Annotated in this window: 18 protein-coding genes; 4 read left to right on the top strand and 14 right to left on the bottom strand. The window is 68.2% G+C overall.

Features of this window, described 5'->3' with window-relative positions; genetic code table 11:
- The 14 genes from JGU66_11435 to JGU66_11370 form a co-directional block, all read right to left on the bottom strand.
- Nucleotides 1–1,239, bottom strand: a complete 1,239-nt coding sequence (locus JGU66_11435; GenBank protein MBJ6761378.1) for a prepilin-type N-terminal cleavage/methylation domain-containing protein — start codon at nucleotides 1,237–1,239, stop codon at nucleotides 1–3.
- A complete protein-coding gene (locus tag JGU66_11430) occupies nucleotides 1,239–1,766 on the bottom strand; it encodes a pilus assembly protein (GenBank protein ID MBJ6761377.1) in 528 nt (175 codons plus the stop codon). The genes JGU66_11435 and JGU66_11430 overlap by 1 nt, the downstream gene beginning before the upstream one ends.
- The gene (locus tag JGU66_11425; GenBank protein ID MBJ6761376.1) at nucleotides 1,763–6,007 is read right to left on the bottom strand and encodes a DUF4114 domain-containing protein; all 4,245 of its coding nucleotides are present in this window, start codon (nucleotides 6,005–6,007) and stop codon (nucleotides 1,763–1,765) included. The genes JGU66_11430 and JGU66_11425 overlap by 4 nt, the downstream gene beginning before the upstream one ends.
- Entirely contained in the window at nucleotides 6,007–6,459 is a 453-nt protein-coding gene (locus tag JGU66_11420) for a cytochrome c (protein MBJ6761375.1), read from the bottom strand. Before JGU66_11420 ends, JGU66_11425 begins: the two co-directional genes overlap by 1 nt.
- 18 nt (nucleotides 6,460–6,477) lie before the next feature.
- Nucleotides 6,478–7,158 carry a hypothetical protein gene (locus tag JGU66_11415; GenBank protein MBJ6761374.1) on the bottom strand — a complete coding sequence of 227 codons (681 nt, stop codon included), beginning with the start codon at nucleotides 7,156–7,158 and terminating at the stop codon, nucleotides 6,478–6,480.
- 290 nt (nucleotides 7,159–7,448) lie between these two features.
- The gene (locus JGU66_11410) at nucleotides 7,449–7,793 is read right to left on the bottom strand and encodes a hypothetical protein (protein MBJ6761373.1); all 345 of its coding nucleotides are present in this window, start codon (nucleotides 7,791–7,793) and stop codon (nucleotides 7,449–7,451) included.
- 59 nt (nucleotides 7,794–7,852) lie between these two features.
- Complete coding sequence (locus JGU66_11405) at nucleotides 7,853–8,173, bottom strand: cytochrome c (GenBank protein ID MBJ6761372.1); 321 nt, start codon at nucleotides 8,171–8,173, stop codon at nucleotides 7,853–7,855.
- Between the two features lie 76 nt (nucleotides 8,174–8,249).
- Nucleotides 8,250–8,879 (bottom strand): prepilin-type N-terminal cleavage/methylation domain-containing protein, encoded by a 630-nt coding sequence (locus JGU66_11400; GenBank protein MBJ6761371.1) that lies wholly within the window; start codon nucleotides 8,877–8,879, stop codon nucleotides 8,250–8,252.
- Entirely contained in the window at nucleotides 8,866–10,098 is a 1,233-nt protein-coding gene (locus tag JGU66_11395) for a prepilin-type N-terminal cleavage/methylation domain-containing protein (protein MBJ6761370.1), read from the bottom strand. The genes JGU66_11400 and JGU66_11395 overlap by 14 nt, the downstream gene beginning before the upstream one ends.
- Nucleotides 10,095–10,559, bottom strand: coding sequence for a hypothetical protein (locus JGU66_11390; GenBank protein ID MBJ6761369.1), 465 nt, complete (start codon nucleotides 10,557–10,559; stop codon nucleotides 10,095–10,097). Before JGU66_11390 ends, JGU66_11395 begins: the two co-directional genes overlap by 4 nt.
- 50 nt (nucleotides 10,560–10,609) lie before the next feature.
- Nucleotides 10,610–14,935, bottom strand: coding sequence for a pilus assembly protein PilY (locus JGU66_11385; GenBank protein MBJ6761368.1), 4,326 nt, complete (start codon nucleotides 14,933–14,935; stop codon nucleotides 10,610–10,612).
- A 30-nt stretch (nucleotides 14,936–14,965) separates the two neighbouring features.
- Entirely contained in the window at nucleotides 14,966–15,673 is a 708-nt protein-coding gene (locus tag JGU66_11380; protein ID MBJ6761367.1) for a hypothetical protein, read from the bottom strand.
- Between the two features lie 292 nt (nucleotides 15,674–15,965).
- Nucleotides 15,966–17,645: a hypothetical protein gene (locus tag JGU66_11375; protein ID MBJ6761366.1), complete on the bottom strand. Its 1,680-nt coding sequence runs from the start codon at nucleotides 17,643–17,645 to the stop codon at nucleotides 15,966–15,968.
- A 17-nt stretch (nucleotides 17,646–17,662) separates the two neighbouring features.
- Complete coding sequence (locus tag JGU66_11370) at nucleotides 17,663–19,009, bottom strand: methyltransferase domain-containing protein (protein ID MBJ6761365.1); 1,347 nt, start codon at nucleotides 19,007–19,009, stop codon at nucleotides 17,663–17,665.
- A 208-nt stretch (nucleotides 19,010–19,217) separates the two neighbouring features.
- Between JGU66_11370 and JGU66_11365 the strand changes: the two genes are divergently transcribed.
- The 4 genes from JGU66_11365 to JGU66_11350 are packed head-to-tail and all read left to right on the top strand — an operon-like array spanning nucleotide 19,218 to nucleotide 25,250.
- Nucleotides 19,218–21,410, top strand: a complete 2,193-nt coding sequence (locus JGU66_11365) for a polysaccharide biosynthesis tyrosine autokinase (protein MBJ6761364.1) — start codon at nucleotides 19,218–19,220, stop codon at nucleotides 21,408–21,410.
- A gap of 59 nt (nucleotides 21,411–21,469) precedes the next feature.
- Nucleotides 21,470–22,645 carry a glycosyltransferase gene (locus JGU66_11360; protein MBJ6761363.1) on the top strand — a complete coding sequence of 392 codons (1,176 nt, stop codon included), beginning with the start codon at nucleotides 21,470–21,472 and terminating at the stop codon, nucleotides 22,643–22,645.
- Complete coding sequence (locus JGU66_11355) at nucleotides 22,642–23,775, top strand: glycosyltransferase family 4 protein (protein ID MBJ6761362.1); 1,134 nt, start codon at nucleotides 22,642–22,644, stop codon at nucleotides 23,773–23,775. Before JGU66_11360 ends, JGU66_11355 begins: the two co-directional genes overlap by 4 nt.
- Nucleotides 23,772–25,250, top strand: coding sequence for a hypothetical protein (locus tag JGU66_11350; protein MBJ6761361.1), 1,479 nt, complete (start codon nucleotides 23,772–23,774; stop codon nucleotides 25,248–25,250). Before JGU66_11355 ends, JGU66_11350 begins: the two co-directional genes overlap by 4 nt.
- Nucleotides 25,251–25,262: the final 12 nt, after the last annotated feature.

Below are 25,262 nucleotides of genomic sequence, written 5' to 3'. Positions count from 1 at the left end.
TCAGGGTCCAATCGGAGGCAGGAGGCCAGTGGACGCGAAGTTTCGCGGCGTCACCCGGAACGTGAACGTACGCCGCTTGAAGCCATCCTTCACCATGCCCTCTTCATCCACGGCGGAGAGATCCACGGCGTCGCGATCGGCCCGACGCGTGCGGATGGTCAGGGTGATCTCCACCTCTCGCACGCGCTCGCGCAGTTGCAGGATGAGATCGGCGTTCGTGGTGGGAAGAGGGAGCAGTGGCGAGCCACCATCCGCAGTCGAGTCAAGGCTGCACTCACCACTGGTCATCTTGGCGATCGTGCAGCCATCAATCGGAGGACGTCCCGCCGCAGCGTCCGGGAACCACCGCAGATCGAGGTTGGGGCTGAGCAGGTCCATGACGCCCATGCGCACCTTCATGCGCTCCACGTCGCGGCTCACGACCTGCCACGAGCCTGCTCCGGGCGGCAGGTACTCGAGCTGTGGCTCCGTCCCCGCCGATACCCAGTTCACGCGGTATGCCGCGCCCAGGGTCCGCATGACGCGCCAGCCGTCGTTGGTCCAATCCGGCTTCTTCGGCCCTTCGGTCGTGGAAGAGCAGGGATCGCCGGTGTCGTTATTGGTGCCAGGATTCGCGTTGACCTTCGGGGGGGAGGTGCTGATCGAGGAGATCTTGATGTGACAGGCGGCCAGCGGTGGAATGGCTTCCTTGAATGGATTCACCACCAGCGCGGCTGTTGTCTGCCCGGCTGGCGGTTGTAGTCCCAGGGGCGGATTGGTGGCCGCGCAGTAGTTGTCCGTGTCTTTCTCTCGAACTCCAGGCCCGGATCCCGGCGGGCAAGCCTGGAGCGTAATCATGGACTGTGTATCGCCCCAGACGAGTTGGAGCGCGTCCGACTTCATGTTCGCGTAGACGCCGGAAGGCAGGTTGAACGAAAAGTCCGGCATCAGCGAAGGCTGCGCGACGGTGGTTTTCAAGTCGGGCTCGGTCCAGGCGCTGAGGGCGACTCGCCTGTCGTTCTGCCCGTAGGTCATGGGGGAATTCCCCATACCCTGGCCTGCGCGCTCCAAGTCCGTGGTCAGCAGGTCCTTGACGGCTTTGCCCGTGACCTGGGCCATCATCGTCTGTTCCTCGAAGACGGCGCGCCGCTGCATCTGCATGCCCACGGCGAGGCCCGTCGCGAGCACGATGACAGCCAGGCCCGCAGCGACCATGACCTCCAGCAGGGTGAAGCCCCGAGGCTTCCTCATGCGGCGCATCACGGGGCCACCCGAGTCTGGAGGACGACGACCTGACGGCCCGCTCGCGAGCCGAGTTCCTCCCAGCTCACCGAGACGCGGACGTTGACGAGGTTGCCCGTATTGGTGCCCACCAGCGTGCGGGAGATGGACGGCTCACCCTGAGAGCCGTTCTCGATGGAGCCGGGCAGCGTGGGCCCATCGACGTCGACGGCCACTTCGTACTGGCGCGCCGTGACACCCGCTCCGGGCGGCGTGGTGCTGAACTGCCCCGCGGCGGTCTGGTACACGAGTTCGCGCCGCTTGTCCCACGCCGCCAGATTGCTGCACGCCGGGGGAACCGGGTTGCAGCCCTGGGCCGTGATGTTCTCCAGGTACTGCTCGGCGATGAGCTGCGCCTGGATGGACGTGAGTGTCCTCCGATTGGAACGGCTGGTCGCCGCCACCACGGTCATGGCCGCGGCGATGCCGAGCAGCAGCACCGCCATGGTGGCCATGACCTCCAACAGGGTCGCGCCTCGGGGCGCGTGTCTACGCGTGTCTGTCATTGCGGCAGCTTTCCGTCCGGAACCGGCTCCCAGATGAGGATACGCGACCGGGTGGCGCCATTGGCGGACTTGCCGTTGTTCCACTTCTCCTCGCCTCGGATCTGCATGCCGCCCGTCGCGGTGAGGATGAAGAGATGGTTGTCGTGGACGATGGGCGCATTGACGCCATGGCCTTCCAGGTCTGTGCCATGGGGGGCCGTGATGGGCCCCGTCGGGGTCTGGCTGACCGCGTAGTACTTGCCGCTCTCCGAGTCGCTCAGATTGCAGATATCCGCGGCCTTGCCCACGGCGGTGGTCGCGAAGACGTCCTTCTGATTGATGGCCACGCCACCCCACACCGTCTGGCCCTCTTCGAGGGGCACCACCCACATGGGGGTGAGCGCGTTCACCGCACAGCCACCGTTGCCGGTGGGGTTCTGGTCCTCATAGCCGAACAGATGGTAGCGATAGTGGCTCTTGTCGGCGGGCCCGTCGGAGAACTCGTCCGGGTTGTCGCCCGTGCCGAAGAAGAAGCGCACCGCGGGGCCATTGGGGCCCGGCACGAGCTTCACCGCGAGGTTGGAGTAGATCTGCTGGTAGCTCTGGTCCTGGCTCTGTGCGGCGTTGGGGTCCAACGACGCGGCCAGGGGGGCGTCCGCCACGAGACACGTCTGGACCTTGGTGCCCAGACTCGCGGTGGTGTCCACCTTGCGCAGGTTGATGCGGTAGACATGGCCGGCCGTGGTGGGCACGTAGATGACGTCGTAGGTGCCGTCCTGGTCCAGGTCCATCAGCGCGGACTCCGCGGCCACGCCCGAACCCGAGTCCAGCGTGATGACGCCCGCGTTGGCGCCAGCACCCGTGCCTCCGTAGTTCATCGGCCGCCCGGTCTTCATGTCGATGAGGAAGACAGAGCCCGTGCGCCCCGAGGCGGGCACATAGTCGGTGCCAACCACCGCCGCCCAGACGGAATCCGTGGGGCCCCATGCGATGCGCCCCACGGAGGGGGCATGGCGAGAGCCCGTGTTGTCCGGCAGCTTTACCGTCGGGTTGGTGGCGCGAGCGTTGGTGAAGGCCGTGTTCACCGCCGTGTCCGCGAGGCTGAACTCCCACATGGGCAGCGGGTACCAGGAGTCCGCGGGGTTGGTGATGTCGAGCGAGAAGACCACCGGGCTGTTCTTACCCGTCGCGGAGACCAGGACCGTCTTGGCGCCCGTCGTGCGAGAGGCCGTGGTCTCTCGCGTCCAGGCCGGCTTGCTCACGATGCCCAGGTCCACGTTCGCGATGGCGGGAGAGGCATCCGCCTGCGGGCGCGGCAGGCTCGCGGAGCCGGGGAACTGCACGTAGTTGTTCCGGTAGCGGTCCAGCAGCATTCGCGGCAGATACGCGAAGCTCTCCTCGCCGGTTCCATAGGCGCGATGGGTATAGGGACTGCTCGTCTGGCAGGCGCCGTCCGGAAGGAAGAATCCGCGCTGCTGCGGCTTCTCGGCGCAGGTGTCCTGCTTCTCTCCACGGAAGTCGCCCGAGTTGAAGCCATGCAGGAGGCCCGTCATCGTGCCGACGTAGGCAATCGTCGGCCGCTGCTTGAGCGGCTCCGCGAAGTTGCGGCGGTACAGGTCGCGCTCGGCGGGACGCGCGTTCTGGTACCACGTGTCGTAGAACGGCGGGACCGCGAGCGCCACGGTGGAGAGGTTGATGCCGCCGAAGGGCCACGGACGCTTCGCCGCGCTGGTGGGGCTGACGTCGTGGCGATCCTCCCAGCCGTAGAGCCAGTCAATGAGGGCCTTGCGGTCGTTCTGGTCGTCCGAGCTGCTCTTCTTGTCCGCCGTGGAGCCGCTGGGCGTGCGGCATGCGCCGTCATGGTTGAGGTCATAGACGCGCTGCCCATTGATGAGCGTGTCGCAGAGCGAGTCAGGGAAGAGCGGGTTGACGGCCGCCGTCGCGTTGCTACCCGCGTCCACCTGGGTGAGGTTGATGCGCGCGCCGGTGCTGTCCACGGTGTAGAGGTTGCGGCTCGACGGAGAGCCGCTGCCCGAGAACGACAGCGCCATCACCCGGCCTGCCTCCCAGCGCTGGACGAGGTGGGTCGCGTCCGGGTTCTCGGGGTCATAGAGAGACTCGAGATACAAGTGTCCCCGCGGGGTGAAATCCTTGCTCCCGTCATAGAGGCGATTGCCCGCCGCGGGCACGCCCGAGGTAGGCCAGTTCTGGCCCCAGCTCTTGCCAGGCGTCTCGTTGACACCCCAGACCACGGCATTGCCCAAGGTGGACGGCGAGGCGCGTGCGTAGTTGCCGGAGCGGACGGCCTGATAGCCCACGTCGATGTTGTCGATGATGGGGCGGCACCGCTCGTTCGGGCTGCTGATGTCCACCTTCCAGCAGAGCTGGGAACCGGTGAAGCCGAGCGCCTGGATGTCCAGCTCCTTCACTTGGTTGTTCGGCGCGGGATCGAAGTTCACCGGGATCCACTGAGGATTGAGGTTTGGCGTGCAGGTGCCGTTGGAGCAGTTGCGACAATCCACCGCCACCGAGTACTGGATGGACGGGCGGACGCCGCTGGGCGGCGTGCAGGCTCCCGGCGTCTCCTCGGCCCAGCACGGCGCGCCGCCCGCGCAGGTTCGTGGCGCCGGAGCGTAGTCATCCTGTCGCTTGAAGCGCACCTTGGTGATGGTGAAGTCCTCGGCGATGTCGGGCGAGATGTCGCCGGACACGGTGGCGGAGCGCAGGCCTCCGCCGTTCTCCTTGTTGACCACGAACACGACGTCGTTGAAGTCGCGGTCACCACCGCCGCTGAGGTCCTCGAAGCCAAGAATCCAGCGGAAGGGGTCCGTGGACGGCGCGCCCACGATGACGTGCGGCATGTAGTTCATGTCCACGCCACTGGCAGGAGGCGGCGGTCGCGCCAGCGTGACCTTCTCCATGGGCATGTCCAGGTTGCCGTAGACCGCCAGGTTCTTCAGACGGCCGAGCGTGGATCCCGTGTCCGACTTCGGGCCGGCCAGCCAGCCGCACGCCTTCGGGCCAACGGGGTTTACCGTCGCGCAGCCGAGGTTGTTCACGCTCGTGGCGTCGTCGGGGTTGCAGCCGTCGTCATACGAGCAGCCGATGTTGCGCTCCGTGACCCGCCCACCGATGAAGTTCTGGTCCAGGTTCCACGCAGCCTTGGAGAAGAAGACCGAGACGGGCGTCTTCAAGTGGAGCAGGCACTTTCCATCCGCCGGATCTCGCTTCAGGCAGGGATAGGCATTGCCCGCGTCGAGGTTGTGACGGGGCGCGTAGTAGACGACGAGGAAGAACACGATCTCCTTGCCGCCTTGAATCTGTCCCAGGTCGACGGTCCGGTCGAAGGCCGTGACTCCGGGATCCTGATTGGTGTTTCGCACCAGACCGCTGGAGTCGTACTTGGAGGTGTCGTAGTCCGGAACGCCGTCATCCGAGTCCTCCGAGTCCACGACGGGAGAGAGGTTGTTGTAGGTCTTCCGGTCGCTGTCGTCGTCGGCGAGGAGGAAGACCATCTTCCCCATGCCCTTGTTGCCGTTCGATACAGAGGCAGGCTCCAGCAGGTTGGGGATGTGCGGGAACAGACCGTTGTCTGAGTAGTCAGCGTCGCTCGCGACAAAGGAGTCGCTCTCCGACCGACCGATGATGTCGACGTCGATGTCTTCCGTGACATGCCCGGGGCGCGCGTCGGACAGCGACTTGCGCTCGAAGACACCCGAGTCACAGCCCTTCATGGCGAGCTCGGGTTGGGTATAGGTCTTCCCTCCTGAGGTGAAGACCTTGCCCGTGCAGCGTCGCGCGCTGCCGATGTATGGACGGGCCTCGCTGGCGGGCGTCGTCGGCGCGAGGTTGAACAGGTCCTCGTGCAGGTCGAGGATGCCGTTGTTGTTCGTATCCGCGAGGTTGCCGTTGGCGTCCAGGTATCCGCGGGCCTTCACGTCATCCAGGTACATGTAGCCCAGCGCGTGCGAGGCGCCGGCGGACTCATACACGTAGCTGATGGTGACGTGCTGATCGAACGGGAAGTAGATGTGCTCGGGGTCCAGGCGCGCCAGGTTCGTGTTGAGCTGGAGCCGCGGCGGAGAATCGTTGGTGGTGACGATGGTCTGGTTGGCGACCTGGAGGCTGCCGTCACCGGTGTTGAAGTTCGGCTGGCGATCCTGCGAGAGATCGTCCTGGCACAGCTTGGCGGGGGCCGCGCTCCCACTCACGGGCATCGCGAGCAGGGAAAGGGCCGCGAGGGCTCGGACTAAGGTGCGCATCACTTCACCCCCGGGGAGGAGCTGGGCTGGTGGGTGTTGGATTGCTGGCTGGCGCGTTGGGCCTTGAGCTTCTCTTGCAACTGCTGGCGCAACATCTCCTGGCGCGGCAGTTGGGGCGGCACGGCGAGCGTGGACAGGTAGCCCATCACCGCGTCCACGTCCTCGGCGCGCAGTTGCCGCGTGTCACAGCCGGTCTTCGCATTCACCTTGTGAGGGGCCTGAATCCAGGTGCGAAGCTGCTCGGCTGAGCGGTTCTGGATGGCCATGTCCATCGACGGGATGACCTTGCTGTCACGCGCCACCGTGGGATGGGCCTTGGCCTCCTTGTCGGAGCGCCGCGCTGTATGACAATGCGAGCAGGCCTTGTTGAAGAGCGTCTCCCCGGAGTCCTCCGCGCCCGCCAGACACGGCAGGAGCACCAGGGGCAGCAACATGAGTTTCATGCGAATCATGAGTGGCTTTCCGGGGGCCTACGGAATGTTTTTGACGTTGCCCAGATTGGTGGGCGAGTCTTGGTCTTGGTTGTTGTTGAAGTTGTTGTCGGGACCACACCCGCGGTTGACGCAGCCGGGGCCGTTCATCGTCTGGGCATTGCCGTTGGTGACAAGGGCTTGCACGATGGAGCGGGTGGGGCGTCCTTGCGGATTGAGCACCTCACCCACGGCGACGAGCCAGACCTGCCGGTTGGAATCCGAGGCGAAGTCGCTGTCTCCGTCGTCATCGTCCCGCAAGAACACGCGGTATCGCGTGGTGCTCTGCGTGGGATAGTCCTCGTAAAGCTGATTGGCCACCCGCGTGCTCGCGCCGCTGGCCAACTCGGAAGCATCCATGGTCGCTGGCGTGAGCGGGTAGTAGTTCCAACGGTCCGCGCCGGGGCCGGGGAGGACCTCGAACCAGGGGTGCCCGGGGGAGCCGAGTCCGGGCTCGGCCACCGCGGCGCCGAGTGCCGTGATGGCCTGGTTGTAGGTCAGGTCGCTCTCACCCAGCCGCAGGCGCATCACTTCGCGCCCCTCGGCCATGCCGGCCTCCGCCGCGAAGAAGGCTTCCTTCTTCCGCCGGGCGTCGGCCTGCGCATCGGACTCGCGTCCAACGACGCTGAAGCTGAGCATCACCGCCAGGGTGACGACCGCCACGACTCCCAGCGCCACGATGAGGGCGAAGCCCCCGGTCCGGCGCCGCGCCGCGGCGTGAACTCCCTGGCGAGCGCGGTCCCCCCGCGTTCCATCTCTTGAAGGCTGCATACGTCGACAAGCGAGCAATCCGCATGCCGACAGTTGCCTACCCTAACATACTGAAATCACTTGGAGTGTGGCTCGATGTTGCCGAGAGAACAGTGTTCTCCATTGCAAAGTTTGCGAGCCCCCTACTTTTTGCAGACCCACCCCGCGCGCGTGTGCGGCGGGGGGAGAAGGACTCCTGGTGTGGGTTTTGGCGGCGGTGCTCAGCGGCCTCGGCGGACGCGGGCCTGCAGGCGGAGGAGGTTGTCGAGGGCGCCCGGGTCCACCAGCTCCAGCGCGGCGCTCTGGCTCAGGCCCTGGTACTGCTGGCGGTACTCCTCTTCGTCCTCTTCGTTGTCCTTGCCGCCCTTGTCGTCCCCGTTGCCGCCCTTGCCTCCCCCCTTGCCGCCGCCCTTGCCGTCTCCGCCCTTGGGCTTCGCGGCCAGGAGGGGCTCGGGGCGTGACAGGCCCTTCTCGATGCGCGGCGTGGACAGTGCCTCTGCTCGCACGGTGGCGAACAGGCTGACCAGGGACAGCACGAACACGAGGGCGACAGTGAGGTTCTTCATGGGCGGCTCCGATTCTCCGTTCCCCGGACGCTGCCGCGCCGGGGTTATTCAGGGGCGCCCTACTTGCTCTGGAACGTGCGGATGTATCCCACCAGCGCGTCAATCTGCTCCGGCGTGAGCTTGTCCTTGTAGGCCTTCATCTTGGAGTTGCGCGAGGAGCCATCGGCAATCACCTCGCGGATGTCGGCGTCGGTCTCGGCCTTCTGCCAGGCAGGCTGGCTCATGTCGACGATGGACTCCTTCTTGCCCAGGGTCGTGTGAGCCTTGCCGTCTTCGCCGTGGCAGGACTTGCACTTGGCCGTCCAAACCTCCGCCGTGGTCTCGGCGTGAGCAGTGGCAGCCAGCGACAGGGCCAGCACGAGGGCAACCCGCGTCTTCATTCACCGTCTCCGTCAGGGAGCGACCCAGGTCGCTCGGGATGCGGTGACTATACGGCGGCCGGGCGCTGGCGTCGTCCTACGAACAGCCAGGAGCGCTGGGGAGCCGGGTGCAGTCGACCACGCGGACGGTCCCCGTCAGGCCGTCCACGTCCATGACCTGGTCCGGCACTCCGTCGCGACGCAGCACCAGGCTGCCCTGGGCGGGAGGCGTGGAGGCTTCGACACAGACGGTGGTGCCCTGCGGCGCCACGGGCCGGGCCGAGTCCCCCAACCAGCAGAGGCGGTCGAGCGAAGTGGCCTCCAGTCCGCGGGGGATGACCACGGGCTGCCCTACGCCCGGGCCGCAGTCGCACGCGCCCACGCCGCAGGCATTGGTGGCGCACTCCACGCGGGGACAGGTCGTGCCCCAGGTGTTGTCGCACGGCAGTCGCTCCCAGCGGATGCGGGTGACAGCGCGCCCGTCCTCATCGGTGGTCCATTGGGTCAGCCGCACGGGCTGGAGCGAGGCGCGCGCCTGCTGCCGCGCCTCCCGCATCATCAGGAGGATCTCCCGCTGCGCGCCTCCCACGCGCTGCCGCTCCGTCATCCCCTGGAAGCCCGCGACGCTCAGGGAGACGAAGACCGTAAGGATGGCCAAGGTCACCATCAGCTCCAACAGGCTCATGCCCGCGCGCAGCCGGCCCGCGTGTCTGTCATTGGCCCGCATAGCCGAAGTTCCTCGGAGACAGGCGGATGACGGAGTGCCTCCGCTTGTAGCCGTCCTGGATGTTGCCGTCATCGTCGAGCCCTCCGTCGGTGGCCAGGTCCGCCAGCCGGTCCAGTCGCTCCGAGCGCGCGGTGATGCGCAGCTCCACCAACCGCACGCGCTGCATCAACTTGTCGCGGGGAGTGTCCGGCCCTTCATCCGCCGAGACGAGCGTCCCAGCGTCCCACGTGATGAAGGGGGAACAGGAGCTGAACGTGCAGGTGTCGAGCGCGGGCCGTCCCGCGACCGCGTCCGGGAAGAGCAGCACCCCCGCGTCGGAGTTATCCGTGGGGACGACGCCCAGGAAGACCTGGAGCCGCTCGATGTCTCGCGACACCACCGTGAAGCCCGAGTCGGGGATGAAGCCATCGGAGTCCATCTCGAGCGCGGGTGCACCGCCCTTCCAGTTCACCCGGAAGTCGCGCGCGGTGATGGGCATGACATACAGGTCCGGTGCGTCCCAGAGCTGGAGGGGGACGCCGCCGCCTCCGTCCACGCCGCTCGCGACAGGGGGCGCGCCGCACTCGTGCGTGGACGCGAGGGCTGGCAGCCCCGGGACGCCAGGCGAGAAGTCCACGGAGTATTCACTGTCCAGGGGCGGGTTGATGGTCTGGTCGAACGTGCTGCCCAACATCCCGACGCACGCGATGGGTCGCTTGCCTCCGGCGCCGTGCGGCGCGACCACCGCCACCAACAGGTTCTTGAGCCCCTCGGGTGGCCGGGTCTGCGTGCACAGCCGACCGCCCGTCCACGCGAACGTCCCGCTCTGACACGCCACGAGCCGGAGCATGTTGCCGGGATCCGTCTCCCAGATGCGGAGCACATCCGAGCGCAGGTCTTGATAGGGACCGGACGGCAGTGCGAACGAAGGGTCCGTGGCGAAGTCGGCCTGCGTCGTCACCCAGACCGGGTAGCGCAGGTCTGGCCGGCTCGCGGGCGTGTTGCCGATGGCGAGCGGTGACGAGCCCGCGCCCGCGCCCGCGCGCTGGACGCCGAAGGCGAAGAGGTCCCGCGCGGCCCGGGCCGCGTTCTGGGTCTCCATCGTCCGTTCTTCCAAAACGCCACGGCGTTGCAACTGCAATCCCACGGAGATGGCGGCGGAGATGAGCGCGATGGCAATGGCGGAGGCGATGAGCAGCTCGATGAGCGAGAACCCTCGCGAGTGGAGGCGATGGCTCATGGCGCCACCCGGGTTTGCAGGGCCACGGCGCGCCGCTCCGCTCCTGGCAGCTCCCAGCTCACGGTGACGCGCACGTTGAGCACGTTGGCCAGGGGCACGGTGGCCTCGAGCCGCGTGAGGCTGGGCGAGCCCACCTCACTGCCCTCGAAGGGCGGGTCCACGTCGATGGCGACGTCGTACTCGAGCTGCGGCTGGGCACCTGGAGGAGAGGGGCTGTCGGAGGGCTCGCCGTTGGCGCTCCAGAACACCTTGCGCTGGGTCTGGTCCATTCGCTTGATGTTCGCGCAGGGGTCGGCCCGGTCGATGTTGTCGCAGCGGGTGCCCGCGATGCGCTCCAGCTCCTGTTCCGCGACGTGGGTCGCCTGTGTCTGGACGAGGTTGCGGCGGTTCTGCTTGGAGGCGGCCAGCAGGGCGGCCATGACCGCCAGCATCCCCACGAGCAGCACCACGGCGGTGGCCATGGTCTCCAGCAGCGTGACGCCGCGAGGCGCGCCGGTGAACGCGACGCGACTCACGGCACGACCTCCTGGATTTTCGAGCCGGAGCGCACGTCCCAGATGAGGACGTTGGAGCGACGTTGCAGGCCCGCGCCGCCTGGGTTGTTGAACTTGCCCTTCTCGCCCAGGACGCGAATCTTCGAGTCCGCCGTGAGGATGATGAGGTGGTTGTCGTAGAGCACGGGCGCGTTCACGCCCTGACCTCCGAGCGACGCGCCGTTGCCCGGTGCCGCGACGCCAGCCGCGCTGTAGGCGTAGAGCTTGCCGCCCTCCGCGTTCAGGCTGCAGATGTTGGCGGCCTTGCCCGAGGCCGTGGTGGTGAAGACGTTGTCGCTGCTCGAGGCCACGCCACCCCAGACGAGCTGTCCCGCCGCCAGCTCTTGGGCCCACGCATACGTGCCGCCGCAGGTCGCGCCCAGCGGACGGGGGTCGTTGAAGGCCATCAAGTAGTAGTGCGGCTTGGAGGCGAGGGGCGCCAGGTCCTCGGGCTCGTTGGCCAGGTCCGGGCTGTTGGCGGTGCCGAAGTAGATGTGCGCCACGTTCCCGCTGCCGCCTCGCTCCAGCTTCACGGAGATGCTGGAGAAGATGCGCTGGTAGGGCCGCCACGCGGCGGGCACGTCCGTCACCGTCTTCGCGTCCGCGATGACGCACGAGGCGAGCACCTTGCCCAGCGGCCGGCCCGTGGTGTCCACGTCGCTCGTGTTGATGCGGTAGATCTTCCCCGACGTCGAGGGGACGTAGAGCACGTCGAAGACGCCGTCGTCGTTGGCGTCCACCGCCGCGACTTCACCGCCGATGCCTTCGTTGGCGTCCGCGGCGCTGCCCAGGGTGACGATGCCCGCGAGCCGCGAGCGGGTGCTGCCCCCCGGCACCTGCACCGGCAGGCCCGTCTTCATGTCGATGAGGTAGACGGTGCCCACGCTGTTGGCGGTGGTGGGGTTGGTGGCGTCGGGCAGGTAGTCGGTGGCGAAGACGGCCACCCACTTCGTGCCGCCCGGGCCGAAGTCCATGCGCACGACGGTGGGGGCGTGGCGTGAGCCCGTGGTGTCGGGCTTCACGGCCCCCGCGGCCACGAACAGGTCGGGCAAGCTCTTGCAGTTGGTGTTCGTGTCCGCGCACGGCTGGCCCGACGTGGTGCGGAACCGGTCGCGCCGCATGTCGAACTCCCACAGCGGCATGGGGAACTTCGTGTCGCTCGGATTGCTGATGTCCAAGGCGAAGAAGACGCTCTGCTTGGGACCCGTGGCGCTCGCCAACACCGTCTTGGCGCCGGTGGTGGGGCTGCTGGTGTCCAGCCGCCACTGGTTGGTGGCGGTCGCGGTGTAGCCCGTGGTGTCGCTGTACTCGCCGGTCTGGCCCAGGTCCACGTCCGCCACCGCGGGCGAGGCGTCCACGGTGGCGCGCGCGAGGCTGGCGTCGCCCTTTCGGCGGAAGTTCTCCACGTAGAAGGGCAGCAGTTTGTAAGGCAGGTACGCGAACACCTCGTCGCCGGTGCCGTAGTCGCGGCCGCTGGTGCAGCCGCCCGCGCGAGCAAAGTAGCCCTGGTGCTCCACGATGCTCGTGCAGGTGTCGTCGTTCGAGCGGTAGCGCCCCGTGGCCAGCGCGTGCAGATAGCCCTGCGTGGTGCCCACGTAGGCCATCGTGGGCCGCTGCGCGATGCGCGAGTCGCTCTGGAAGCGCGACACGAAGCGGTCCAGCTCGTTGTTCGAGGACTTCAGCATCCAGGGGGGAATCCCGGGCGGTCCCACCACGGCGGCGGTGGACAGGTTCACCCCGCCCATGGGCCAGGCGCGCCGTGTGCTCGAGGCGCCCGTGGTGCTGTCTCGGTATTCCCAGCCATAGAGCCAGTTGCGCAGCGTGGCCCGGTCGTCGTCGTCGCAGCCGTTCTTGTGGTTCAGGTCATACTGGTAGACGCCCGCGGACTCGATGCCGCACAGGTTGCCGGGGAACGCGGGGCTCGTGCTGTCCTGGAGATAGTCCGCGGTGGCGCGCCAGCGCCGGGACGCGGTCGGGTCCCACGACACGAGCTTGCGCGCATCCAGGTTGCTGGCGCTGGTGGTGCGCGTCCAGTCGCTCAATTGGTCGCCAGAGTCCCAGCGCGGCTGGAACGGGCTGTAGCCCGTGTTCGGGTCATCCGGGTCGTACATCAACTTGAGGTGGACGTGGCCGCGGTCCGCGAGGTCCACGTCGCCATGGTCGTAGACGCGGGCGGAGGGATTCACGCCCGTGGGGCTGAACCAGGTCCGGCCTGGCGTCTCATACACGCCATACACGACAGCGTTGGCCAGCGGGGTGAGGGATGCGCGTCCGTACTCGCCCGCCTTCTGCGCCTTGTAGGAGACGTTGACGTCGTTGATGGTGGGCTGACAGGCCTCGCCCGGGCTCTCGAGCATGGCCCGCCAGCACAGCTGCGAGCCGGTGAAGCCGCGCTCCAAGAAGTCATTCACCACGGATGTCACGTGCCGCGCGGCCGTACCGCCGTCCGGGTCGGGCATTGGGACGTCCACCCAGGACGGGTTGCTCTTCACCACGAACGTGGGCGTGGCGGTGTCGCAGTTGGCCGTGCACTCCTTGCAGTCCAGTGCCACCTGATAGGTGATTTTCGGCTGGCTCAGGCTTGTGCCGCCGTCGGAGGAACCCACCTGTCTGCGACAGGCATTGCTCGTTCCTCCATCGGCCACGAAGAACGCCTGGTCATCCGCTTCGAAGGTGACCTCGGTGATGGTGTAGTCCTGGGCCTCGTCCAGAGAGATGTCTGACACGACGTCCGAGCGGTACGAGCCGTTGTTCTGTTTGTTGATGAGGATGACGATGTCGTCGTACGTCCGGTTACCGCCAGCGTTCTGGTCTTCCCAGCCGAGGATCCAGACGAGCGGGTTGTTTCGTGGCGCACCCACGAGCGTGTGCGCCGCGCGACGGTTGTAAGACATCACTTTCTGAGTCTGGCCTGAGGGGAAGGTGATGCCGCCGTAGGCGCCGCCGTCTTGCTTCAACCGGTTGTACGCAGTGCTGCTCAGCCAGCCCGAACTCAGGTTCTTGGTCGTCACCGTGGTGGTGTTGAGGCTCTGGTGCAGGTCCATGTTGAGCAACGTCTTGGAGAAGAAGACGTTGATGTCCCCGTGCATCCAGAGGTTGCACTGCGCGCCACCGTCCGCGAAGTACTGGGTCGCGAAGCACGAGTCCGTGGCGGCGCCGTAGATTTGCTCCACGTAGACAATGAGGAAGAAGACCAGCTCACGGTTGCCGTCGATGTGGCCCATCTTCACCCGCCGGTCCTCCTCGGTGATGGGCTCGGCGGCGCTGCGACCGGGCTTGAGGCGACCATTGGTGTCGAAGGCGCTCGCCTTGTAGTCCGGGATGCCGTCTCCAAGGTCGTCGTTCTTGTCCCACGCGATGCGCGGAGACAGGCACTCGGCGGTGCCAGACTGGGGGCACTTGTTGTCGTCGTCGTCGGTGGCGAGGAAGACGAGGTGGCCGATGCCTTTGTTGTCATTGGCGGGGTCTGCCGGCTCGAGCAGGTTCGGGATGTGCGGGAAGGCGCCTCGGTCGCTGAACCAGCCATCCACCTTGTCGGGGATGGCGCTCGCGTTGAGGTTGTCGTTGCTGTCGAGGAAGTCGTACGGGCTGCCGGCGAAGTCGCTGACGACCTGACCGACGATGCCGCCCGTGGTGGGTTGCGGTGGATATCCCGTCCCGGCGTTCCACCGGCTGGGACCGTGATTGGCCATGTAGCTCCCGCCGGAGCTGCACGGGCCCGTCAGCAGGTCCGGCTCGCGGAACTGGCGGGTGCCGCCGTCCTGGATGACGTGGTTGAACAGCGCCCGGCCGGGGCAGCGCGGCCCATCGCGGCCGACATAGGCGCGCGCGGAGCTTCCCGCGGAGATGTTGTAGAGGTCCTCGTGGAAGTCCGGCACCCCGTTGCCGTTGCGATCCACCAACACATCGTCGTTGGGGTCGTTGGGGTCCTTGATGTCCACGTAACCCAGGCGGATGAGGTCGTCGTAATAGAACCACCCGAGCGTGTGGGACGCGCCGTTGCCGGCCTGGTCATCCACGATGAGCCCTTCGATGTCCTGCTCGAAGGGGAGGATGATGCGCTCTGGGTCCAACACGTTGAGGTTGGTGTTGAGCCGCAGCTTGGGCGGCGCGTCTTCCGTGACGATGATGGCGCTGGGAATGCCCGCGTCGCGGGTGAAGGGTGGCTGCTTGTCGGTGCCGGTGGTGTCGATGCACAAGCCGACGCCGGTGCTCGTGCCGGTGCCGCCATCCGTGCCCTGGGCGAGGACGACTCCCGCCACAGTCAGCACGCCAGCGGAGATGAGGACGCGTGTGAGGTGCATGGTGAATCCCCCAATGAATGCGCGGTGCGACTACCCGCCGTAGACGTTGCCGGCTCCACCCACGACGCCCGTGCCGCCCGCTTGATGAGCGGCGTCACAGCCGCCCTTCTGGCAATAGCCGCCGCCTGAACCGATGCTGTTCTCGTTGGTGACGAGGGAGCGGATGATGGTGCGGTAGGGCATGCCTCCGGGCGTATCCACCTCGCCCACGGAGACCAGCCACACCTGGTTGTTGGTATCGATGCGCCGGTTGGAGAGAGGCGCCTCGTCCGCGTCATCCACCAGGAACACGCGGTAGTGCACGCCCAGGGGCTCCGGGTAGTCCTCGATGGCCACTCCGGTGGGACCGTTCAGCTCGGCGTTGGGCGTGCTCACTCCTGGGTCGATGGCGGCGCCGGGGCCTCGCGACATCGTGTAGTCGGTGCGGCTGATGACCTGGTACCACTCGTTGCCTGGCGCGCTGGGCAGCCCGTCCGCTGTCTCGCTGACGTAGCCATCGGCGCCTCCGCCCGGCGTGCGCAGGTTGCCGAGGGCCTCGATGACGCCCGTGTAGTTGTTGCTCGCGCCGAGCAGTGACTGCACCACCACGCGCCCCTCCGCCATGCCCGCCTCGGCGGCGAAGAGTGCCTCGCGGGCGCGCCGCTCATGCGCCTGGAGACTGGCTTCGGCGCTGACGGCACGCAGTGACACCAGCACCGCCGTGGTGACGAGCGCCACGAGCCCCAGCGCCAGCAGCATGGAGAAACCACGCTGGAGGTGGGTCCGCTGACGGATGTGTGTGTTTGACCTGGCGCGACGCGCGAGGCGATGACTACTCAACACAAACTGCTTGTTCATCGCAGGACTCCTCGCCGGCTGGGCGGAGGCGGGCCCTGGAGATTCAGCAAGCCACGGGCCCGTTCGAGACGGGAGTCCCGCGCAGCAGTTGCGGGTGTTTGTCTTTAAGGGCTGGGTATGGAGCGACGCGGCTTGCGATGACAAGCCGTGCGTACCGCGCAAACTTTGCGAGGCGCATTGCCCCGCGGGGCTGTCACTCTCCCGTACGGGGCCAGAACGACACAGCCCCGTGGGGAGGGGTCAACCAGACGGACTGGAGGAAGCGCACCGCGTTGCGGTCCGCGGTGTCTCCGCGCGTGGCCAGCGCCTGCGCCGCGCCCAGGAGTCCCACGGTGACGAGCCCGGCGATCCAGACGCTCGGCGCGAGACGGCGTCCCGTGTCCGGTGTCCGGCCCAGCTCGACGAAGAGGCTCACGGCCACGCCGACGAGCAGCGCGAGCATCGCGAGCCCCGCCACCTGCGACGGGACACCGAGGAAGTCGAGCACGCTGGGCGGGAAGTAGCCGGCGCTGAGCAGCGGCTCGGCGAGTCCGAACAGCGGCGTCGAGACGTCATCGGGGATGTAGTTGATGAAGGTGGCCAACCCGGTGAAGAGGACGGACGTCGCGCAGGCCATGGCCGCGATGCCTCGGGTGAGCGGGCGCGAGGCGTCGCGCACTCGCTCCAGCACGAGTCCCACGGGCAGCAGGAGGAACGGCACCAGGCCCGTCAGGTGACGGGGGCCCGTGGTCCAGCCCCACGAGTCATACGAGAAGGACGAGGTGAAGTACGTGTAGCCCACCAGCAGCGCAGCGGTGAGCCAGAGCAGCGGACGCAGCGACGCGGCCTCGCGCGCCTGCCGCTTCAGCAGCACGAGCCCGGGGAGCGCGAGCAGCAGGAACGGCGACAGGGTGAACAGGCCCCGCAGCGGAGAGAAGAAGGACAGGGCGAAGGCGCGCGGATCCGGCGTGCGGATGCCCAGGAATCCACCCAGGTGCCACGGCTGATAGGCCGAGTCGTTGAGGTGCTTGTAGCCCGTCTCCAGCGGGTGTCCGAACGTTGCCTGGTGGTAGAGCATCAGCCCCACCACGAAGGGCAGCGCCCCCAGCGCGGCGAGCCCTGTCGCGCGCGCCAGCCGTCGTGCGCGCGCCGCCCACGGGCCTTCGCCCGAGAGCAGCGTGAGGACCGCGTAGAGAATCAACCCGAGCACGCCCAGCGCGCCCGTGTACTCGGCGGCGACCGTGGCTCCGGCACAGGCTCCCGCCACGAGGTAGCCCCGCTCACGCCACTCGCCCCGCGCGAGCCTCCAGAGCGCGTAGAAGCCCGCGAAGAGCAGCACCGCGGTCGTCTGGTGGCTCATGAAGAGCAGCGAGTAGCTGAACGCCAGCGAGCCCAGGGCGTAGGTCAGCGTGACGGCGTCCGCGACGCGGGCGGACAGGTGGGCCCCAAGGAAGCGGCGCACGAGCCACAGCAGGACGAGCGTGGGCAGGACGGTGAGCAGCAGCCGCGTGAAGAAGACGAGGGGGACCTCGGGCACCGCGTAGCGATAGCCTCCGCCCAGGGCTCGCAGCGCGGCGTACACGGGCACCGCGGCGAATGACAGCAGGGGCGCCTTGGAGGGGTAGTACTTCCCGTCCTTCACGGACAGGTCGCCCACCGGCCCGTAGTCCCGCAGCGCGCCGTTGATGTCGAGCGTGCCGTACTCCACCAGCGCCCGGGTCTGCCACAGCCGGCACAGCTCGTTCGGAGAGCGGAGTCCGGGATGGTAGGGAAACAGCAAGAGGTACAGCGCCGCCATGGCGGCCCACGCCGCGCGCGGCATTCCGATGGCCCGAGGCGTGGCATTGGGAGCGGGCGCGCCGGGAGACTCGGCGGGGGGCGCCCCAGCGGTCACGGGCTCGGGCGCGGCGCTCACGGCGCGGCGTCTCCGGTGACGCGCGCCACGGCGAACAGGCTCATTCCCACAGGCAGTTTCACGTTCCGCTCCGCCTGGGCGAAGAGAGGCGCGAGCGCGTCATACATGCGGAGCTGGAGCTTGGGCACCGCGCGGCGGCGCAGGATGCGGCTGTTGAGGAACCAACCCGGCAGGCCCACCAGGTTCATCCACTCCAGCCGCTCCACCTCGAAGCCATTGGTCTCCAGGAGCGCGCGCAGCGAGTCCGGCGTGTAGCGGCGGTAGTGGCCCACGGCTTCGTCGATGGCGCCGAAGAGCGAGGGCAGCGCGGGCACCAGGATGAGCACGCGGCCCTCCGATGCGAGGATTTGCCGGAAGCGACGCACGGCCGCCGCGTCGTCCGGGATGTGCTCCAGCACGTTGGAGAGGACGATGGTGTCCAGGTGCTCGGCCTTCAGGGCTTCCCAGTCCGCCAGCGCCACGTCGGACAGGTAGGGCCGCACGTGGGGCTTGCCGCGGAACATGTTCTTCAGCCGGTCCACGTAGAAGCGCTCGACCTCCAACGCGACGAGCAGCTCGGCGCCGGACTCCAGCTCGCGCGTGATGGTGCCGATGCCCGCGCCAATCTCCAGCACGCGGCGCCCGAGGTGCTCGCGGAACCGGCGGCCCAACCACTGGTTGTAGTGGGTGGCGCCGTCCATGCGCTCCAGCGTGGAGTAACCCTCGTGTTGGTTGTCCGCGTCGTCTCGCACGGTGGCGTAGCGCATCAGCGTGCGCAGCCGCGCGAGGTGCGTGGCCACCGGGCGCTTCGGAGTCCCCTGCAGCGGTGGCAGGGATATCTCGGTGAGTCGGAAGAGGTGGGCGGCCAGCTTCACCACCAGCTCCGCGTCGACGGCCTCGTCGTCACTGGTGAGGTGGATGGCGCGCAGGGCCTCGGTGCGGAAGGCGCGCAGTCCGGTGAGCGGATCCGTCAGGGGCACGTCGGTGACGAAGCGGGTGACGCCTCCGAGCGCGCGATCCGCCCACAGCTCGGGGGCCAGGCCGGGCCGACGGCCGAAGACGCCATCCGCCGTGTCGTCGAGGATGGGGCGCACCAGCGTGTCATAGACATCCAGCGCGTAGGCGATGTCGGGGTCCTGGATGACTGTCACGTCCCCCTTCACCAGGGGCAGCGCGGCGCGCAGGGCCGCTCCCTTCCCGCCAGGCGCGACGACGCCTTCGACTCCAGGCACAGGGGGCACGTCCATGGGGCCGTCACCCGCGAGGACGACCTGTGCCTTTCCGGACAGAGCCCGCGCGAAGCGAGCCGCGGCCCCTGCGGTGCTGGCGTCGTAGGGAAGAATGACGGAGAGCGACAGACTCATGGCGGGGGTGAGTAGCACAGGCACGCCTGGAGTGTGCCAGCCTGCTGTGGGGCCGAATGGACGAGGAGCGTCCAAGCAGTGCCGGGACGATGGACAACCCGGCGGGGACGTTGCACGCTCGGTCCGGATATTCGAGCGGGTGTGGGTGCAGGTCGGGGCGGCGACGCCGGGCTGGCGCGCCTCGCCAGATGTGCTCCGGGAGAGAGACGTGGAAGGAAGCCTGTTCGAACCGGCTGCCCCCTCGGGTGGCCTGACGCCTTCAGCCTTGGTGCAGCGCGCGCGTGCGCTGTGGCGGCGCAAGTGGGTGGTGCTCGGGGTCGCCGCGATCGTCGCGGCGGTCGCCTCGGCCTACACGCTGCGCCAGCCCAAGGTCTACGCGGCCAGCACCTCGCTCATCATCGACGTCACCGCGCCCCGCATCCTGGATGGCGAGGTGAAGGAAGTGATGGGGGAGGAGCGCAGCAACTACTGGTTCAACAAGGAGTACTACGCCACCCAGAGTGAGATCATCACCTCGCGCGCCGTGGCCAGCCGCGTGGTGGACAAGCTGGGGCTGAGCAACGACGCGGCCTTCCTCGGGCTGGCGCACATCCAGAACGAGACGGCGCGCGTGCAGGCCATGCAGGCCACGGACGCGGTGGACATGCTCCAGCACCGCATCCGCGTGCTGCCGGAGAAGGACTCGCGGGTGATGAACATCGCCGTGGAGGACGGAGACCCTCCTCGCGCGGCGCTCCTGGCCAACGAGGTGGCCGCCGCGTACATGGCGGAGAACCTGGCCCTCAAGCTGCGGATGACGGAAGACGCGCGGAGCTGGTTGGAGGGGCGGCTCGACGAGCTGGCGCACCAATCCAAGACGAGCGAGATGGCTGTCTATGACTTCAAGAAGGACGCGGACATGTTGTCCACGTCGCTGGAGTCACGGATGAGCATCGTCAGCGAGCGCATCAACACATACAACCTGAAGCTCACCGAGGTGCGCACGCGCATCGCCGAGCAGCAGGCCCGCGTGGATGCCATCCGTCAGCTGCGCAAGTCCGCGGGGGATGATGAGACGTGGGCGGAGGCGCTGCCCGGTGCCAAGGACGGCCCCATCCAGGAGCTCAAGTCGCGCTACGTGGAACAGCGTGGCGTGTGCGCGGAGCTGACCGAGCGCTATCTGCCCGAACACCCCAAGCTCCTCGAGTGCACCCGCAAGCTGGCGGTGATGCGCGAGGACCTGCTCAAGAGCCTCAACAACGTGGTGCGCGCGGCGGAGACGGCGCTCGCGGAGGCCGTGGCGCAGGAGCGCAACCTGGAGAAGCTGTTGGAGACGGCGAAGGCCGAGGCCTTCGTGGTGAACAAGAAGTCCATCGAGTTCGACCGGCTCAAGCGCGAGTCGGACAACAACCAGCGTTTGTATGAGCTGGTGCTCAAGCGCCTGAAGGACATCGAGCTGTCGGGCCTCCTGCGCACGAGCAACGTGCGCGTGCTGGACGCGGCGCGGCCCGCCTTTGCCCCGGTGCGCCCCAATGTGCGGCGCAACCTGATGGTGGGGCTGGTGCTGGGCCTGCTCGCGGGCCTGGGCGTGGCGCTGCTCCTGGACCTCCTGGAGAACAGCGTGTCCTCGCAGGCGGACGTGGAGGAGCGGCTGGGGCTCGCGTTCCTGGGCGTGGTGCCGCGCATCGAGGGAGGCAAGCAGCCCAAGGAGCGCGACTTGTACGTGCACCGCGAGCCGAAGTCCTCGGTGGCGGAGTGCTGCCGCGCCATCCGGACGAACCTGCTGTTCATGTCGCCGGACAAGCCCTTCAAGACGATGGTCATCACCTCCAGCGGGCCGCAGGAGGGCAAGTCCACCACGTGCATCAATCTGGGCGTGGCCATGGCCCAGAGCGGCAATCGCGTGCTGCTGCTGGACACGGACATGCGGCGGCCTCGGCTGCACCGCGCGTTCGGCGTGCCCAACGAGATGGGCATCAGCTCGCTCGTGGTGGGCGAGGGCTCGCTGGAGGCGGCGGTGAAGAGCACCGAGGTGCCCAACCTCTTCGTGCTGCCGTGCGGTCCGCTGCCGCCCAATCCGGCGGAGCTGCTCCACACGCGGGCGTTCGCGGACCTCTTGCGCGCGGCCTCGGAGCGGTTCGACCGCATCATCCTGGACAGCCCGCCGCTCAACGCGGTGGCGGACGCCGCGGTGCTGGCCACGCAGAGCGATGGCGTGGTGCTGGTGCTGAAGGCCGGACGCACGAACCGCGAGTCCGCGCGGCGCGCGCTGCGCTCGCTGGCGGATGTGCAGGCGCGCATGTACGGGGCCATCCTCAACGACGTGGACCTGCGCGCCCAGCGCTACAACGACGCGTACATGGCCTATCAGGGTTATGGCCAGTACGCGGACGAGTCCAAGGATGGGGTGGCGCACTCGTGACGGCGGCCGGCCTGCGGGTGCTGCACCTGGGCAAGTTCTATCCGCCCGCGTCGGGTGGCATGGAAGGGCATGTCCAGACGCTGGCGCGGGAGCAGGCCGCGCTCGGCGCCCAGGTGGAGGTGCTCGTCGCCAACCACTCGGCGGATGAAGGGGACACGAGCCACGAGTTCCGAGGCCGCAGCGCGACGCGCGAGGAGTGGGACGGCTTGGTTCGTGTGGTGCGGCTGGGCCGGCAGGCGTCCGTGGCGCGCATGGACGTGATGGTGGATCTGCCGCGCGTGCTGCGCCGCGCGTTGTCCCGAGGCGTGGACGTGCTGCACCTGCACACGCCCAATCCCACGCTCACGCTCGCGCTGGACGCACTGCCTCGGCTGCCACCACTCTTCATCACGCATCACAGTGACGTCATCCGTCAGCGCATCGCGGGTGCGCTCTTTCGGCCCTTCGAGGCCATCGCCTATGCACGGGCTCGCCGGGTGTTCTCCACCAGCGAGGCGTATGTCCAAGGCTCGCCGCTCCTGCGGATGTTCCACCGCAAGGTGCGGGCGCTGCCGCTGGGCATTGATGTTGCGCCCTTCTTGGAGCCTTCGTCGGCGGTGCTCGACGCCGAGGCGCGTGAGCGGGCGCACGGTGGACCGCTGTGGCTGATGGTGGGCCGGCTCGTCTACTACAAGGGCTTGTTCACCGCGCTGGAGGCACTGACGCGCGTGCCTGGGCGCCTGTTGGTGGTGGGCGAGGGGCCGCTGGCGGAGTCCGGCCGTGCGCGTGCGCGGGCCTTGGGCGTCGAGTCGCGCGTGACGTGGGCGGGGTATCTGTCTCCGGACGCGCTGCGAGGCGCTTATCGCGCGGCCACGGCCTTGTGGTTCCCGAGCAATGCACGCAGCGAGGCGTATGGCTTGTCACAGGTGGAGGCCATGGCCAGCGGGTTGCCTGTCATCAACACCGCCATTCCTCACTCGGGTGTGCCCTGGGTGAGCCAGGACGGGCTGACGGGGCTGACGGTTCTGGTGGGGGACGCGCTGGCGCTGGCCTTGGCGTCGCGGCGGCTGTTGGAAGAGCCAGGGTTGGCCGAGCGCTTGGGGCAGGCCGCGAGGAAGCGCGCGGTGGCGGAGTTCCGACACGATGTGATGGCGTCGCGCAGCCTGGTGTTCTACGCGGAGGCGCTCGGACGGCCCGCGCCGGTGGTGTCGCCCACTGACGTGTCCTTGCCTCGCGCGGCGGGAGGCGCGTCCTGAGCTCGGCCCCGCGTGTGCTGCACGTCTCCAGCGGCAATCTCTATGGAGGCATCGAGGTCTTCCTGCGCACGGTGGCGCTGGCGGACGCGGCTCGCGACGGCGGACGCCGGCACGAGTTCGCGCTGTGCTTCGAGGGACGCGTGGCCTCGGAGCTGCGCGAGGCCGGCGCGCGGGTGCACCTGCTTGGCCCGGTGAAGGTGAGCCGGCCCTGGTCCGTGTGGAACGCGCGTCGCGAGTTGATGCGGCTGCTGAAGCGCGAGGACTTCGCGGCGGTGGTGTGTCACGCGGCGTGGCCGCAGGCGCTCTTCGGTCCGGTGGCGCGCTCGGCGGGTGTGCCGCTGATTTTCTATCAGCACGATGCGCTGCAAGGCGCGCATTGGCTGGAGCGATGGGCGCGCGTCACCGAGCCGGACCTCGCGCTGTCGAACAGCAGGTACTCGGCGGCGACGCTGCCGAACGTGTATCCGCGCACGCCGCACCGCGTGCGTCACCCGCCGCTGGCCGCCACCGCCGAGCCCCTGTCCGCTGACGCGCGTGGGTCGCTGCGCGCGGAGCTGGGCGCGAGCGATGAGGACGTCGTCATCGTCCAGGCCAGCCGCATGCAGGAGTGGAAGGGGCAGCGGCTGCTGCTGGAGTCCCTGGGCCAATTGCGCGACGTGCCTCGCTGGCGAGCGTGGGTGATTGGCGGGGCGCAGCGGCCGGAGGAAGAGGCGTACCTGGATTCGCTGCGCGCGCGGGCCGAGGAGTTGGGGCTCGGGGCGCGGGTGCGTTTCCTGGGGCAGCGCTCGGATGTCCCGCGGCTGTTGCGCGCGGCGGAGATGCACTGTCAGCCCAACACGGGAGCGGAGCCCTTCGGGCTGGCGTTCGTCGAGGCCTTGCAGGCCGGGCTGCCGGTGGTGACGACCGCGCTCGGTGGGCCGCTTGAGATCGTGGATGGTTCGTGTGGCGTGCTCGTACAGCCTGACGCGGAGGCGCTGGCGGGTGCGCTGCGCCGGCTCATCGGGGACGCGGCGCTGCGCGAGACACTGGGGAGCGCGGGGCCCGCGCGAGCCCGTGCGCTGTGTGAGCCCGGCGCGTTCCTGGCGGGACTGGAGAGTGACGTCGCCTCGCTGCGGAGGGCGGGCCGATGAGCGCCCCGAGGTCCGCGCTGTCCGTGCGGCCAGTGCGCCCGGAGCTGCAAGGCCCGGGGGTGCTGCGCAAGCGCTACGTCCGACTCCCTGAAGGAGGAGACGCCCCGGGTGCCGCGACGACCTCCGCGAACCCACAGCCCGCGGCGCCCGCGGCAGGCTTCCTGGGCTCGGGGCGCGTGGTCATCTTCTTCATCGCGTTGCTGATCACCTGTCAGCTCGCGTTGCTGGTGGGCGCGCTCTCTCCGCTGCGCGTGTTGTTTCGCATCACCGCGTTCGGAACGAGTCTGGCACTGCTCGTCATGGTTCCCGGGCAGGGCCGTCGCCACCCCGCGCGGGGCTTCTTGATGGCCGCGGTCGGCATCGCGGCGCTGAACTTCTTCCACCCGAGCACGAACAGCCCCATGGCTGCGGCCGTGCAACTCGGCATCCAGCTCTCGGTCCTCGCGCCCATCTTCTGGGCCACGCGTCTGGTCATCGACGAGCGGATGTTCCGCCGCATCGTCGTGTTGCTCTTTCTCTTCAATATGGCGAGCGCGACCGTTGGCGTGCTCCAGGTCTATTTCCCGGGCCGCTTCCAGCCGGCGCTGTCGTCCATCGTCGAAAGTCAGGGCGAGGGCTACCTGCGCAGCCTCCAGTTCGAGACGACGACGGGTGAGCGTGTCTTTCGCCCCATGGGGCTGACGGACCTGCCGGGCGGAGCGGCCACCGGCGCGTTCTATTCGGTGCTGCTGGGCGGAGGGCTGCTGCTGAGCGGACGCAGGTCGCCTTGGCAGGTGCTGGCGGTGGCGGGCATCGGCGTTGGCCTGGTGAGTCTGTATTTGTGTCAGGTCCGGGCCGCCGCCGTCACGTTGGCGGTGTGCATGGTGGCCATGGGCGTCGTGCTGACGCTCAGTGGGCGTCTGGTGCGCATGGTCACGTTGGCCTCCGTGGTGGGGACGCTGGCCGTGCTGGCTTTCGGCTGGGCGCTCACCATGGGCGGCGACGCGGTGCTGTCGCGCTGGAACACGCTCTTCGACAGCACGCCGGGCAATGTCTACCAAAGCAACCGCGGCCACTTCCTGGAGAGCACGTTCGGCGAGGCGCTGCCGGAGTATCCGCTGGGCGCCGGGCTGGGTCGCTACGGCATGGCCAACGCCTATTTCGGCGACAACCGGGACCCCGAGCACCCTCCGCTGTGGGCGGAGATTCAGTGGACCGCCTGGGTCTACGACGGAGGCGCGCTGGGCATCCTGCTGTATCCCCTCGCGTTGCTCGTGACGATGGCGTGGGGATTCCAGGTGGCGCGCCGTCGCGATGAGCTGTCCGGTGAGTTCTGGCTCTGGGGCAGCTTGTTGTTCGCCTATGACCTGGGCGCGCTCGCGCTGACGTTCAGCTATCCCTTTTTCATGAGCCAGTCCGGCATGGAGTTCTGGCTGCTCAACGCCGCGCTCTACAGCGCCTACCATCATGCGACCCTACACCCTCATCGCAGGTGACTTCGTCGACAC

The sequence above is a fragment of the Myxococcaceae bacterium JPH2 genome (assembly GCA_016458225.1).
Lineage (GTDB): Bacteria > Myxococcota > Myxococcia > Myxococcales > Myxococcaceae > Citreicoccus.
This window is presented reverse-complemented; position numbering and strand designations above follow the sequence as displayed.